Here is a 13,967-nt window from a genome sequence, read left to right on the forward strand (position 1 = left end):
ACGCACAGGCCCTTCCGGTCCGGCGGCGGTGTGCGGCGGTGTCAGGGCTGGATCCGGATCCACACCGGCGCGTGGTCCGACCCCGCCGCGTCCCTCCGTACCGCCGGATCCTCGTCCGCCACCGACGGCAGCGCGGCCGCCGCGGCGCCCGGCGCTCCCGTGCCCGCCGTCCGCACCTGGTCCAGGAGGCCCCGGCTCACCAGGACGTGGTCGATGAGTTCGCGGCGGCCGGCGTGGATGCGGGAGAAGCGCTGTTCGGGCGGGATCAGCGGGGCCACGTCCCACAGCCGTGTCGCGTCGCCCTTGTCGGGCCGGTCGAAGCCGGGCGTGCCGATCTCGGAGCCCGGCGGGCCGAGCAGTATCTGCGTGGTCGCCGCGCCGACCTCGTCGTTGAGGTCCCCGAGCACCGCGACCCGGTGCTCGCGGCCGTCGCCCCACAGCAGCCGGTCGGCGAGCGCGCGCACCGCGGTCGCCTCGGCCGCGCGGCGGTAGAGGGCGTACGCGCCGAACCGTGCCCGCTCGCCCTCGTCGCGCGGCTGGAAGCGGCCGCCGGGGTAGGACAGGAGCTTCGACTTGAGGTGGCAGACGACCACGTCGAAGAAGAACGCCCGGGTCGACACCGTCACCGCGAGGATCCCGCGCCCCGTCCGCGCGGTCGTGCGGCCGGTGTCGTCGGTCTGCACCGGGTGCAGCGGTTCCGGGAAGCCGTCCTCGTCGGTGACGACGGAGACCGGCAGGCTGGTGAGGAAGCCGACCCGGATGCCGCGGTCGTCCGCGTGCCGCGAGAGCGTGACGTGCCAGGTGCCGTCGAGCAGGCCCGCCAGGTCCTCAAGAGCGGCCGGGTCGCCGACCTCCTGCACGCCGAGGACGCTCGGCCGCAACTCGGTGATCGTCGCCGCGAGCGAGGCCAGCTTCGCCTCGTACGCGGTCTTGTCCCTGGGGCCGAACTTCCCGCCGGGCCGGTAGAGGTTCTCCAGATTCCATGTGCCGATGATCATGACCGCCTCCCTCGTACGTCCCCTTCACCCGGCCCGCTCGGCGCTCGGCGGGTGAGGTCAGCGTGCCCGCAGAACCGGCCCCGCGACAGGGCCGCCGGATGCGCACTCGCACTACCTTGAAGAGATGACGCCGCCTCCCGCGCCCGGCCCCACCGGACTCATCACGCACGGCCCCGCCGACCTCGTCGTCACCGGCTGCACGGCGCTGACCCACGACTCGCGAGGGGAGATCGTCTTCGTCGACGACGCCACGGTCGTCGTACGCGACGGACTCATCGCCTCGGTCACGGCGGGCGACACCGGCACCGGCACCGGCACCGGCACCGGTACCGGCGAAGAGATCCCCGCCGTCGAACGCATCGACGGCCGCGGCACGGTCGCGCTCCCCGGGCTCGTCAACTGCCATACGCACACACCGATGGTGGCCCTGCGCGGCCTCGCCGAGGACCTGCCGGCCCACGCGTGGTTCAACGACTGGATCTGGCCCGTCGAGTCCAACCTGACCGAGCGCGTCGTCGGGCTCGGCGCGCGGCTCGCCTGCGCCGAGATGATCCGCGGTGGCGTCACCACCTTCGCCGACCACTACTTCGCCATGGACGAGGTGGCCGCGGCCACCGGGCAGAGCGGCCTGCGCGCCGTACTCGGCCAGGCCTACTTCAGCTCGCAGGGGCCCGAGGGGCGGGCCGCCTCCCTCGACTTCGCGCTCCGGCAGCGGGGCGCCGCCGACGGCCGCATCACCACCTGCCTCGCCCCGCACGCCCCCTACACCGTCGACGAGGCCGACCTCGCCGCGACCGCCGAACTGGCCGGGGAACACGGCCTGTTGGTCCACATCCACGCGGCGGAGAACCGCGAGCAGACCGACAACAGCCTGGCCCGCCACGGCCGTACCCCCATCGAGATCCTGGAGCGCGCCGGGCTCCTCGACACCGATGTGCTCCTCGCGCACGCCACCGGCCTCGACACCGCCCGCGACCTGCCCGTCCTGCGCCGCGCCCGCGGACGCGTCGCCGTCGCCTCCGCGCCCCGCGGCTATCTGAAGTTCGGCTGGGACACCACCCCCGTACGGGCGCTGCGCGAGGCCGGGGTCCCGGTCGGCCTGGCCACCGACGGCGCCGCGTCCAACAACACCCTCGACGTGTGGGAGTCCATGACGCTCACCGCGCTCGTCCAGAAGTACGTGGAGCGCGACCCGGCCTGGCTCACCGCACGCCAGGCCCTGGACCACGCCACCCTGCAGAGCGCGCGGGCCGTCGGGCTCGGCGACGAGATCGGCAGCCTCGCGCCGGGGCGCCGGGCCGACCTCGTCCTCGTCGACGTGACCGGGCCGCACACCCAGCCCGTGCACGACCTCGCCGCCACCCTTGTGCACAGCGCGCGCTCCGCCGACGTGCGCACCACGATCGTCGCGGGCCGGGTCCTGATGCGCGACCGGCGGCTGCTGACCCTCGACGTGCCGGACATCGTGGGGGAGTTGAGCGCCCTGCTGCCCGAACTGGTCGACCGGAGCCATGGCGGGCGGATCCAGGAGTACGAAGGGTGAAAGTTCTTCGCCCGCGAGCGATGAGTTCCGCGAACCCCGCCGGTCCACCCTTCGCCGACGTACGTGCCCGAAGGGTGGAGGAGACACGCCATGGGACTTCCGGAGATCGTCACGCGCGAGGAGTGGCTCGCCGCGCGTGAGGAACTGCTGGCCGAAGAGAAGGCCGCCACCCGCGCCCGCGACGCGCTCAACGCCGAGCGGCGCGGGATGCCGATGGTCGAGGTCGACAAGGAGTACTACTTCGAGGGCTCCGACGGGAAGGCGACCTTGCTCGACCTCTTCGACGGCAAGGACCAACTGATCGTCTACCACTTCATGTTCGCCCCGGAGTGGGACGCGGGGTGCCGCAGCTGTTCCGGGTTCCTCGACCAGATCGGGCACCTCGGACACCTGCGGGCCCGCGCCACGAACTTCGTCGCCGTGTCGCGCGCCCCGTTCACCAAGCTCCTCGCCTTCAAGGCCCGGATGGGCTGGACGGTGCCCTGGTATTCGACGAACGGCGGCGACTTCAACTACGACTTCCTGGCCTCGTTCCCCGAGGAGCCCCGCGACGTACCCGGCATCAACTGCTTCCTGCGGTACGGCGACCGCGTCTTCCACACGTACGCGACGTTCGCCCGTGGCCTGGACGGCCTCGGCTCCACCACCAGCCTCCTCGACCTCACCGCGCTCGGCCGGCAGGAGGAGTGGGAGCGGCCCGAGGGGCGGGCGTCGGTGTTCGGGGCGCCCGCGGGCAGCGCGCGGGTGCGGTTCCACGACGAGTACGAGGACTGACCCGCCCCTCCGGGAGAACCCTGGGATATCCCCCAACTCCGTCTCAGTTCGGTCACGTTGCGATCCCCGGGGGCTGTCCCGAGCGTTCTCCTCGGTACAGAGTCTTCGGACTGCGCACGGAACGACACGGGGGACAGGGACGATGACGAACGGACGAACGGTGCTCGAACGCTTCCCGGCGGGCGGACCGCGTGGCTCGTGGCCCGCGGAGGAGTACGCACGGGCCCGCCGCGAGGAGGGCCAGAAAGCGGAGGTGGTCATGGACCTGGCCTCGGACACCTTCTTGGTGACGGTCCCCGAACCACTGGCGGCGGCAGCGTAACGGGCAGGGCCCGCAAGGGCCCCGGCCCAGGGGCGCCTAAGGGGCGCGGGGAACCGCGCGCTCAGCCCAGACGGACCCGCACCCCAAGATCAGCCCAAAGATCCGCCCAAAGATCCGCCCGCGTATCCGCCCAACCCAGCGGAGCGCCTACGCGCTGACGGCCCGGGACCACCCCGGCGTGGTCCCCGTGACCCGGCACAGCGCCAGATACAGCGGGATCGGCGGGGTATAGGGAACGTCGTCCGGAGGGCGATTGATCAGCACCGGACGGCAGTCGGCGTCCCGCACCACGGCTCCCGCCGAATAGGCGACCGGCGCGGGCCACTCCATGGCGACGTCGGAGTCCGCGGGCACGATCCACCACCAGCGCGCCCCGTCCTCGTACACGCATCCGACCCGGGGCAGCCGTGCCATCAGCCGGGGCCCGAAGGCCGCGGGCACCGCCACCGCGTCGCAGCCGAGCGGCTCGGTCATGCCCTCGGGCAGATCGAGCCGGGGGAGTGGCGAGGTCGCTGACGGCCTCCCTGTGCGCTGTCGTTGTCGCGACAGGCGTACCAAGGTGTTCAGGTCCAACGGCCGTACCGTACCCGCGCTCACATGCCCCCCGCCCGCACCACTGCCACGTTCGTTCGTTCCGTTCTGCGTTCTACGCAATCGCCGGCGTCGACACCGACGTCTCCCTCGGCAACTCCGCCCACACCGTGAGCCCGATACCGGGCCCTGCGTCGTGGACGCCCCACGCGCTGCTCACCGCATCGACAAGAAGCAGTCCCCTCCCGTGCTCCTCGTCGGCCCCCCTGTGCACCGGGCGCGGCATGCCTGACCCGCACCCTTCGTCACGTACGGTTATCCGCAGCTTCTCCGGATCTGCGCAGAGCTCGCAGATGATCCGCCTGCTCGCGGTGTGCACCACGGCGTTGGTGACCAGTTCGGAGAGTACGAGCGCCGCCGCGTCGCAGGCGTCGTCGTCGCGCACCGCCCACCCGTCCAACTGTTCCAGCATCAGGCGTCTGGCCTGTGCGACGGAGCCGGGACGTGGTGCGAGGGCGAAACTGACGCAGACCTCGGCGTCCTCGGGCCACGCCTCGGCGAGATCGCCAGGACGGCCTTCGGTGGCTTCGGTTCGTAACGGCGCGGGCGGAGTCACGCTCTCCACTATCGCCCCGCCCCGAACACCTTGGCAAGGGCCACTCTGAAATGTGCACAGTGGCGTGTTCCTCCGTGACGGCGCATGGCACACTGCTCGCTACGGCTTGCGGTGCGGTGTGGGCCGAGGCAACGCGCCAGTCAGGTGGAGGTAGCAGACGTGAGCGAACCGCGGTCCGCGCCGACCGTCGGCCAGGTCGTTCTCGGTCGTCGCCTGCAGGACCTGCGCGAGAGCGCGGGCCTGAAGCGCGAGGAGGCCGCGAAGATCCTGCGCGTCGCCCCCGCCACCGTCCGGCGCATGGAGACGGCCGAGGTCGCGCTGAAGATCCCGTATCTCCAGCTGCTCCTGAAGTCCTACGGCGTCGCGGACGACGAGGCCGAAGCCTTCGTGACGCTCGCCGAGGAGGCCAACAAGCCGGGCTGGTGGCAGCGGTTCCACGACATCCTGCCCGGCTGGTTCAGCATGTACGTCAGCCTGGAGGGCGCCGCCAGCCTCATCAGGTCCTACGAGCCCCACTTCGTACCCGGGCTCCTCCAGACGGAGGACTACGCGCGCGCCGTGATGCACTCCGGCGCCATCGGCCAGACCCGGCCCGCGGACATAGAGCGGTACGTGGCGCTGCGCATGGAACGCCAGTCGCTGCTCACCCGTGAGGACGCGCCCCGGCTGTGGGTGGTGATGGACGAGACCGCCCTGCGCAGGCCCGTGGGCGACGCCGAGGTGATGCGGGATCAGATCGACCGGCTGCTCGAAGCGGCCGAGATGCCCCACGTCACCCTGCAGATCGCGACCTTCGCGGCGGGCCCGCACCCCGGAACGTACGGGCCGTTCGTGCTCTTCCGCTTCGCCATGGCGGAGCTGCCCGACATGGTCTACAGCGAGTACCTGACCGGCGCCGTCTACCTGGACGCGCGCAAAGAGGTGGCCACCCACCTGGAGGTCATGGACCGCATGGCGGCGCAGGCCGCCACCGCACAACGCACGAAGGAGATCCTCCGGGACCTCCGCAAGGAGCAGTGACAATGGACCGACATCGAGCCGGAACGCGCCCTGCCGGTCCGCGTTCACCGGGCAGCCGCGCCGACTCACGGAGCGAGGCCCGCACGGAATCATCCCGGATCTACAACGGAATGCCCGCGGGCGACCTCGGCACCGAGGGCTGGTACAAGCCGTGGAGCGGCGGCAACGGCGGCAACTGCCTGGAGGCCATGAAGCTGGCCGACGGCCGTGTCGCCGTGCGCCAGTCCACCGACCCCGACGGTCCCGCGCTCATCTACACGCGTAGTGAGATCACCGCGTTCATCCAGGGGGCGAAGGCGGGCGAGGCGGACTTCCTGCTGTCCTGACCCCCTCCGTCCGGCTGGCCGACCGCTCTCCGCCGAGGAGGGCGCGTACGGCCTGGTGGAACGCTTCTTCGAGGGTCACACCCAGGACCACATCCTGCGCGGCGCGTCCACGAGGCGGCTGACCGCGATCACCGGCAGCGGCGGCTGGTGCACCTGGTCGCGGTCGAGGCGCAGCGCGTAGTAGATCTGCTCGACCGAGGGCGGCCCGACCGCGAGGTTGCGCAGCGCGGCGTCCCACGACGAGTCCTCGCCCGTACGGACGAGATAGGCCGCGGCCATCGTCCCCGTGCGCCCCACGCCCGCGCCGCAGTGCACGAACACCGGCCCCGGCGCCGTGCGCACGACCTGCAGGAAGCGCCCGACCTGAGCGGGCTGCGGGGTCTGCCCGTCCCGGATCGGCAGCCGTACGACACGCAGTCCCGCCCGGCGCGGCTGGTCGCGCTGCGCCCGGGTCAGGTCCTCGGCGCGCAGATCGACGACGGTCGCGAAGCGCAGCCGCGCGAGGTTGCGGTACCCCTCCGTCGAGGGCGCGGCCCCGCGCCACAGCCTTCCTTCCGAGTCCACCGGCCGGAAGTGGTGGATTCCCTCGGCCCGGAGCGAGCCGCGCGGCTGGGCGCCGGTGCTCCGCGCCCAGTCGGAGAGCGCGAGGATTCCGAGGGACCCGGTGGCCCAGAGCGCGAGATATCCGAGCGCGCACCCGGCGAGGACACGCAGACAGGTGCGGCGCAGACGGCGGCGGACCGGCGGTGGGGGAGCGGTCGGCGGAGCGGGCAGCGGGAACGATGGAGCGGCGGGGGCGGCGGCCATGGGGAGACCCGGGGATAGGGGGCGGGTGTATTCACAGAGTAACTGGCCCCGGATAAAAGGGAGTTGAAGATCCGCAGTGGCCGGTGCGGGATCAGCTGCCGTCGGAATCAGCTGCCGTCGGAATCAGCTGTCTGCGGGGTCAGCTGTCCGCGGGGTCGTCGTCATCGGCGTCGGTGTCGCCGATGCCGAGGACCGTCAGGTGCGCCTTGTCCAGTTCCGTGTCCTCCAGGCAGCCGCGCAGCCGCATGCGGTCGTGGTCGGTGAGGGCGGGGCGTACGACGCCCGCGTACAGGTCGTCGTCCAGGGTGCCGAGGGCCGCGTGGCGCAGGGGGGCGGAGGTGGAGTCCCGGCAGCGCTCCCAGACCTGGTGCGCGGCCAGGGTGCGGCGCTCGGGGGTGGCGTCGCCGCCGCGCATCTCGACGCGCAGGAGCACGGACGTCGCCGCCGACTCGTCCGCGTGGCCCTCGCGGGTCTGGGTGAGCTCGGCGAGGCCCACGACGAGCCCGGCGAGCAGCGCGGCGCCGACGGTGGCGACCGCCACGATCCGAGCCGTCCGGCGCCGGTCGCGGCCGGGCACCGGGGGCAGGTCCTCGATCCCCGTGCCGGGAGGCGGGGCCGCGAGCACGGCGAGCCGCCCCGCGAGCCGCCGTTCGGCGACGGGCCGCGCGGTCGCGGCGGCGAGCCGCTGCACGAGCCAGGCAAGACCCGAAAGGAGCACGCCCGCCACCATGAGCACCGGTACGAAGACGTACGTACGGCTGCCCGGGTCGTCCAGCCACGGGAACCGGGCGGCGCCCGCCTGCCCGCCCGTCTCCCCGGCCGGTTCCTGGCGCAGGCGCGCGAGAAGGTCCTGCTGTGGCTGTGGCTGTGGCTGTGGCTGTGGCTGTGGCTGTGGTTCTGGCTGCGGGTGCGGGTGGCGGGCCTCGATGCGCTCCTCCAGGCGCGAGAGGCGTCCCAGCAGGGTCACGCCGAGCAGCAGCACCTCGACGACCAGGAGCAGCACCCCGCACAGGATCGCCCGTTGCCACTGCCAGCGGTACAGGTAGACGACCAGGTAGACGGCGGCGCCCGCGGCGGCCGCCCCGCCGAAGAGGTAGGCGAGCCGCCTCATCGCGACACCTCGGGCCCGGCCCCGGACGCGGGCAGCGGTGCGTCATCCAGGCGTACGTCACCCGTCGTGCCGTCGAGGGTGAGGCGGCTGCCGGGCGGGATGCGCCGTACCGCGTCCGTGGCACCGACCACCGTGGGCAGTGCGAACTCCCGTGCGAGGAGCGCCAGATGGGAGAGCGGGCTGCCGGTCTGCGCGACCAGGCCCGAGAGCTCGGGCAGCAGGGGAGCGAGTGCGGGGTCGAGGGTGCGGACGACGAGAACGGCGTCCGGGGGCCGTACGCCGGTGCCGTCCCACGCGGTGCCGGATGCCCGGCCGCCGGACACGCCCCGGCCACCGCACCCGGCCGCCGTCCCACCGCCCATCGCCCCCTTGGTGAAACCCTTGACGGACTCCTTGACGGACTCCTTGGCGGGCCCCTTGGCGAAACGGCGGCGGCGCGCGGGCCGTTCGGCCACGACCGTGCCGCCTTCCGCGAGTCGGAACGCGTCCGGCAGCGGCGCCGACGCGGACCGCGGCAGCCGCTCCCCGACGTCCCCGGGCAGCGCCACACCCGCCAGCGCGCCCATCAGCTCGTCCCAGCGCAGCGACCCGACCCGCCCCGCGTCGCCGAGCGGCGCACCCCGCTCCACGAGCCGCCGCGCGGCCTCGCGGACCAGCCGTACCTGCAACTCCTGCGTCCAGCGGATCCGCAGCCGCAGGGCCTCACGCGGCGGCAGCGCGCCGACCGTGGCGGCCACCGGTGCCGGTGCCGGTGTCGGTGCCCCTGCCGTGCCGCGCGCCGTGACCGCTTCGGGCAGGCGTACGTCCTCGTCGAGACGGGGCGGAAGCAGCGCGAGGACCACCGGGTCCACCGCCACGACACGCTCGTCGGGCAGGCCCAGGGACCGGCCGCGGGCGAGTGCGGCCAGCGCCGCGCCGGCCGCCGTGACGGTCCCGGGGTCCGGGAGCAGCGCCCCGCACAGGGCCTCCTGGGCGTGCAGGGAGACGAGGGCGGCGCGGGTCCAGCGGAGCGTGGTGGCGAGGGCGGGCGCGGTAAGCCCGGTGGGGGAGGGCGTCTCGGTGAGGCGGCGGTCGACGTCCGCCACGAGGTCGAGCGCGAGCCCCGGAAGGGCCGCGGTCAACCGGCCCATCCGCCACGCCGCGCCGAGCCTGCGGGCGTTCGGCGCCGGATTGAGCAGCGCGAGCCAGGGGTGCGGCGGCGGGACGGCGCCGAGCAGCCGCAGATCCGCCGCCGCGTACCCGCCGACCACGGTGACCACCGGGGCCGTGCGCAGCACGCGGCGCGGTGCGGCGCCCCCGATGTCGAGCGCGGCGGCGAGCCCGCGGGCCATCGGGGTGATCCACAAGTCCTCTTCGAGCGGCTGGAGTTGGCCGGGCAGGGTCTCGGCGACGGGGCCGGGCCCGAGGAGCCGGGCGCCGCGCGGCGGCCGGGCGGCCATGGCCGTGATGGGCCGGCTCTGGAACAGGAACAGGCGTCCGCTCTCCCCGTCGAAGCCGAACTCGACGTCCTGTGGCCCGCCGAACACCCCGCGGGCGCGCCGGGCGAGCCGGGCAAGGCGGCGCAGCTCGGCCGCCGTCAGGACCTGTTCGGCGCCGGGCGGCTCGGTTCGCAGGAGGCGTCCGCGGCGGCTCAACGCCTGGTTCGTGCCCGGCTGTTCGCCGCTGACGAGGGTGTCGGGGCCGCCCCGTACCGCGCTCACGAGGAGCCGGTCGGCCCGCCCTTCGACGGGGTCGGCGCCGAACAGTACGCCGCCGACGCGTGCGGCGAGCATCGGCTGGACGAGGATGGCCATCGGGGCGGTCGTGCCGTCGGGCCTGCGTGCCGAGTCGAGGACGGTACGTACCGCCGTACGGAAGTCCGCCCAGCCCCGCACGTCGAGCACGGACGCGAACTGCCCTGCCAGGGACGACTCCTGGGTGTCCTCGTGCGGGGACGAGGACCGCACGACCAGGGCCAGCGCGCCCTCGGCGGACAGCTCGCCCCAGGCCCGGCGCAGCGCGTCGTCCGCGCCATGGGCGGCGAAGTCGGACGGGACGACGAATCCGGGCAGTACGGGAAGCCCGGCGCGGGTGGCCCGGGCGAGGTGCGCGGCCTTGGATCCTGCGAGGTGGGGGAGCGCGGCCCGTGGATCGTCCAGGTGCAGCGGGACGGGCGCGGGGGGCATGGCGCGGGACGAGGGGTGTTCATGCAGCGTCGTCATCGGGCACCCTCCAGGACCGGCCGCCTACAGGGGGGACGCGCGGGGGTGGCCCTGCGCCTGACGGCGGAACGAAGGATCTCGGCGGGGCACCGGCAGGGCCGCGGTGCGGTCCGACAGGTGACACGCCATCTCCGGCAACGATCCCATCGCCGTGCGTATTCCCGTAGTACACAGGCGGGTTGGCGTCCTCATTCTGGCCATGGGGGAGTGTCCGCCGCGGCGCCCCGACGTCACAGCGTCATGGGGCGGTCGTGCGGCGAGATCGGGCACGGGAGCCGGGTGGAGCCGGTCAGCCAGCGGTCCACCGCCGCGGCGCACGCGCGGCCCTCCGCGATGGCCCAGACGACGAGCGACTGGCCGCGCGCCGCGTCGCCGGCCGCGAAGACGCCGGGCATGTCCGTCGCGAAGTGCGCGTCGCGGCCGAGCGCGCCCCGCCCGTCGAGGTCCAGGCCGAGCTGGTCGAGCAGGCCGCCCGCCGGGCGGTCGGGCCCGGAGAAGCCGAGCGCGAGCAGCACCAGGTCGACCGGAAGTATCCGCTCCGTGTCGTGCACCGGGCGCCGCCCCGCGTCGACCTCCGTCAGGTGCAGCGCCCGCACGCGCCCCGCCGCGTCACCGCTGAAACGGAGCGTGGACGCCGCGAACAGCCGTGCGTCGGCGTCCGCGACGGGCGCGGTCCGCAGCTGCCCGGCCTCCTCGTGCGCCGGGGTGAGCCGGTAGATCTTCGGGTACGTCGGCCAGGGCTCCGCCATCTCGTCGCGCTCTTCGCCGGGGCGCGCGTAGATGTCCAGTTGGGTGACGGACGCCGCCCCTTCGCGTACCGCCGTGCCCAGGCAGTCGGCCCCGGTGTCACCGCCGCCCACGATGACGACGTGCCGGCCCGCGGCGCTCAGCGGCGAGACGTCGAGATCCCCCGCGCACACCCGGTTGGCGAGCGGCAGATAGGCCATGGCCTGCTCGATGCCCGCCAACTCCCGTCCCGGCACGTCCAGCTCCCGCCACGCCGTGGCGCCGACGGCGAGCACCACCGCGTCGTGGCGGGCCCGCACCTCGGCCGCGCCCACGTCCCGCCCCACCTCCGTCGACGTGCGGAAGCGCACGCCCTCGGCGGTCAACTGGCCGAGTCTGCGCTCAAGATGGTGCTTCTCCATCTTGAAGGCGGGGATGCCGTACCGCAGCAGCCCGCCCGGCCGGTCCGCCCGCTCGTACACCGCGACGGTGTGCCCGGCGCGGGTCAGCTGCTGCGCGGCGGCGAGGCCCGCGGGCCCGGAGCCGACGACGGCGACGCTCTTGCCGGAGTGCCGCTCGGGGGCCTGCGGCGGCGCGAGACCGTCGGCCCAGATGCGGTCGGCGACGGCGACCTCGACGTTCTTGATCGTCACCGCGGGCTGGTTGATCGCGAGGACACAGCCCGCCTCGCACGGGGCGGGGCAGAGTCGGCCGGTGAACTCGGGGAAGTTGTTCGTGGCGTGGAGCCGGTCCGCCGCCGCGTGCCAGTCGGCGCGCGAGACCAGTTCGTTCCACTCGGGGATCAGATTGCCGAGCGGGCACGCCTCGTGGCAGAACGGGACCCCGCAGTCCATGCAGCGGTCCGCCTGCCGCTCGACGAGGGGCAGCAGCGCGCCGGGAACGTACACCTCGTCCCAGTCCCGCACCCGCTCCTCGACGGGGCGGCGCGGCCATTCCCGGCGCGGAGTGGTGAGGAAGCCCTTGGGGTCGGCCATCGCCGTCTCCCTTGCGACCGTGCGGCCGTGAGAAGGCCTTTTATCACGGTACGTCGGGTCACGGTGCCCGGCACCCGGAGGCCGACTCAGGTCAGCCCGAGGATGAAGGCCGCCGCCGCGGCGAGCGAGGCGACACCGCGGACGTGGTTCCACGCGGTCCACTGACGTACGTACGTACTCCAGTACGCGGCGCCCTCCGCACTGTCCGGATCGACCTTGGCGAGAGCCTCGTTGCGCGGGACGTTCGCCACGACGGTCACCCCGAACGAGCCGACGAGATACAGCACGCTGCCGGTCAGCAGCTCGACGGTGCCCTCGTCCGGCCAGAGCACGAACGTCACCACGGCGAGCACGGCGCACAGCCCCGTCGCCCCCAGGAACACGGCCATGAACGCCGGGGTGACCGCGGTGACGTTGATCCGGTTCATCGCGGCGATGCCCTGGGCCGGGGGCAGCGCCGCAAGGCCCTTCATGACGAAGGTCGAGAACGCGGCGAACACCCCGGCGACGAGGCCGCAGGCGAGCGCCCCGAGCACGGTGAGCACGAAGTACGGACCGTCGATCATGACAACTCCCGTGGGGACTCGGCCGGTTGCAGTGGGTAGTGGGTAGTGGGTAGTGGCGGACAGTGGCGGACAGGGGCGGCGGACGGAGGGCGCGGGCGATAGATCGTGCAGTGCCCCGCCGCCTCACCACAAGTCAATTCGCAACAAGTCAATGCGCAACAACAAGTCAATGCGCAACAAGTCGATGCGCGACATGTCAATGCGCACCGGCCCGCGGCCGCCGCCCGGCATCATGGGCCCGTGCGACTCGAACCGATCACCTGGGAACGGCTGGCCGACCACCTCGCGGACCGCCTGATCGACCTGAAGACGGCCGACGGCGGCGCCTGGCCGCGGGTGGCCCTCGACGGGGCTCCGGCGGGCGGCACCGGGGAACTGGCGCGGCGGGTCGGGGACGCCCTGCGCCTGCGGGGGCGCGACGCGCTCGTGATCGGCACGGAGGGGTTCCTGCGGCCCGCTTCGCTGCGGCTCGAATACGGCCGCGAGGACGTGGAGGCGTACTACAGCGGGTGGTTCGACACGGGCGCGCTGTGGCGCGAGGTCTTCGGGCCGCTCGATCCCGGTGGCACGGGGCGGGTCCTGCCCGATCTGTGGGACCCGGTGGCCGACCGCGCGACCCGCACCCCGTACGTGGAGCTGCCGCCCGGCGGAGCGCTGCTCCTGCACGGCCCGCTGCTCCTCGGCCACTGGTTCCCCTTCGACCTGACCGTGCACGTGCGGCTCTCGCCGGGGGCCCTGCGGCGGCGCACCCCGGACGGCGAGCGGTGGACCCTGCCGGCGTTCGAGCGGTACGAGGACGAGGTGGACCCCGGGGCCGTGGCGGACGTGGTGGTACGGGCGGACGACCCGCGCCACCCGGCGTGGAGCGGCTGAGCCCCGCTCCGTACCTCTCCCGGATGCGTGCCGCCGCGGGCGCCGCGAGAATGAGGGGCGCCGGGACCAGCGGCGCCTCCGCGCCGCTCCGGACACTGCCCGGCAACGGGAGGTAGTGATGACCACCGCCGGAGACATCATGCACCGGGGTGCCCAGTGGATCCCCAAGCACGAGACCCTGGACCGCGCCGCCCAGCTGATGCGCGAACTCGACGTGGGCGCGCTGCCCATCAGCGACGAGAACGAACGGCTCTGCGGCATCCTCACCGACCGCGACATCGTCGTCGGCTGTGTGGCCATGGGGCACGACCCGGCGCACATCACCGCGGGCGACCTGGCCAAGGGCACGCCGCGCTGGATCGACGCGGACGCCGACGTCGGCGAGGTGCTGCGCGAGATGCAGGGCCACCAGATCCGTCGGCTGCCGGTGATCGAGAACAAGCGTCTCGTCGGCATGATCAGCGAGGCCGATCTGGCCACCCACCTCACCGACGACCAGCTCGCCGGGTGGGTCGAGAGCGTCTATGCCAAGGGCGCCCAGGGCCGGGGCTGAAGGTC

Annotated in this window: 15 protein-coding genes; 7 read left to right on the top strand and 8 right to left on the bottom strand. The window is 73.5% G+C overall.

The window, feature by feature from the left end; translation table 11 throughout:
* Positions 1-41: 41 nt before the first annotated feature.
* Entirely contained in the window at positions 42-998 is a 957-nt protein-coding gene (locus ABZ953_RS23470) for an endonuclease/exonuclease/phosphatase family protein (RefSeq protein ID WP_361726975.1), read from the bottom strand.
* 124 nt (positions 999-1,122) lie between these two features.
* Between ABZ953_RS23470 and ABZ953_RS23475 the strand changes: the two genes are divergently transcribed.
* The 3 genes from ABZ953_RS23475 to ABZ953_RS23485 all read left to right on the top strand — a co-directional run bounded on the left by ABZ953_RS23475 (position 1,123) and on the right by ABZ953_RS23485 (position 3,637).
* On the top strand, positions 1,123-2,541 hold the full coding sequence (locus ABZ953_RS23475) for an amidohydrolase (protein ID WP_361726977.1): 1,419 nt from the start codon (positions 1,123-1,125) through the stop codon (positions 2,539-2,541).
* 90 nt (positions 2,542-2,631) lie between these two features.
* Positions 2,632-3,315: a DUF899 domain-containing protein gene (locus ABZ953_RS23480; RefSeq protein ID WP_361726979.1), complete on the top strand. Its 684-nt coding sequence runs from the start codon at positions 2,632-2,634 to the stop codon at positions 3,313-3,315.
* 142 nt (positions 3,316-3,457) lie between these two features.
* Positions 3,458-3,637 carry a hypothetical protein gene (locus ABZ953_RS23485; RefSeq protein ID WP_361726981.1) on the top strand — a complete coding sequence of 60 codons (180 nt, stop codon included), beginning with the start codon at positions 3,458-3,460 and terminating at the stop codon, positions 3,635-3,637.
* Positions 3,638-3,784: 147 nt separating this feature from the next.
* Here the strand turns inward: ABZ953_RS23485 and ABZ953_RS23490 are convergent, their stop codons facing one another.
* Both ABZ953_RS23490 and ABZ953_RS23495 read right to left on the bottom strand, forming a co-directional pair.
* Positions 3,785-4,234, bottom strand: coding sequence for a hypothetical protein (locus ABZ953_RS23490; RefSeq protein WP_361726983.1), 450 nt, complete (start codon positions 4,232-4,234; stop codon positions 3,785-3,787).
* 49 nt (positions 4,235-4,283) lie between these two features.
* Positions 4,284-4,784: an ATP-binding protein gene (locus tag ABZ953_RS23495; RefSeq protein WP_361726985.1), complete on the bottom strand. Its 501-nt coding sequence runs from the start codon at positions 4,782-4,784 to the stop codon at positions 4,284-4,286.
* 159 nt (positions 4,785-4,943) lie between these two features.
* Here ABZ953_RS23495 and ABZ953_RS23500 point away from each other — a divergent pair, with 159 nt between their 5' ends.
* Positions 4,944-5,804 carry a helix-turn-helix transcriptional regulator gene (locus ABZ953_RS23500; protein WP_361726987.1) on the top strand — a complete coding sequence of 287 codons (861 nt, stop codon included), beginning with the start codon at positions 4,944-4,946 and terminating at the stop codon, positions 5,802-5,804.
* A gap of 2 nt (positions 5,805-5,806) precedes the next feature.
* A complete protein-coding gene (locus ABZ953_RS23505; protein ID WP_361726989.1) occupies positions 5,807-6,130 on the top strand; it encodes a DUF397 domain-containing protein in 324 nt (107 codons plus the stop codon).
* Between the two features lie 75 nt (positions 6,131-6,205).
* On the opposite strand, the gene ABZ953_RS23510 is transcribed toward ABZ953_RS23505, so the two are convergent.
* From ABZ953_RS23510 to ABZ953_RS23530, 5 genes are all read right to left on the bottom strand, one after another.
* Positions 6,206-6,937, bottom strand: coding sequence for a dual specificity protein phosphatase family protein (locus tag ABZ953_RS23510; RefSeq protein WP_361726991.1), 732 nt, complete (start codon positions 6,935-6,937; stop codon positions 6,206-6,208).
* Between the two features lie 139 nt (positions 6,938-7,076).
* Positions 7,077-8,048, bottom strand: a complete 972-nt coding sequence (locus ABZ953_RS23515) for a hypothetical protein (protein WP_361726993.1) — start codon at positions 8,046-8,048, stop codon at positions 7,077-7,079.
* Positions 8,045-10,249 (bottom strand): PEP/pyruvate-binding domain-containing protein, encoded by a 2,205-nt coding sequence (locus ABZ953_RS23520; protein ID WP_361726994.1) that lies wholly within the window; start codon positions 10,247-10,249, stop codon positions 8,045-8,047. Before ABZ953_RS23520 ends, ABZ953_RS23515 begins: the two co-directional genes overlap by 4 nt.
* 230 nt (positions 10,250-10,479) lie before the next feature.
* The gene (locus ABZ953_RS23525; RefSeq protein ID WP_361726996.1) at positions 10,480-11,970 is read right to left on the bottom strand and encodes a glutamate synthase subunit beta; all 1,491 of its coding nucleotides are present in this window, start codon (positions 11,968-11,970) and stop codon (positions 10,480-10,482) included.
* 86 nt (positions 11,971-12,056) lie between these two features.
* A complete protein-coding gene (locus tag ABZ953_RS23530; RefSeq protein ID WP_361726998.1) occupies positions 12,057-12,536 on the bottom strand; it encodes an anthrone oxygenase family protein in 480 nt (159 codons plus the stop codon).
* A 240-nt stretch (positions 12,537-12,776) separates the two neighbouring features.
* Between ABZ953_RS23530 and ABZ953_RS23535 the strand changes: the two genes are divergently transcribed.
* Positions 12,777-13,409, top strand: a complete 633-nt coding sequence (locus ABZ953_RS23535; RefSeq protein WP_361727000.1) for a uridine kinase — start codon at positions 12,777-12,779, stop codon at positions 13,407-13,409.
* 118 nt (positions 13,410-13,527) lie between these two features.
* Positions 13,528-13,962 carry a CBS domain-containing protein gene (locus ABZ953_RS23540; protein ID WP_361727002.1) on the top strand — a complete coding sequence of 145 codons (435 nt, stop codon included), beginning with the start codon at positions 13,528-13,530 and terminating at the stop codon, positions 13,960-13,962.
* Positions 13,963-13,967: the final 5 nt, after the last annotated feature.

The organism is Streptomyces sp. NPDC046465 (assembly GCF_040646035.1).
Lineage (GTDB): Bacteria > Actinomycetota > Actinomycetes > Streptomycetales > Streptomycetaceae > Streptomyces.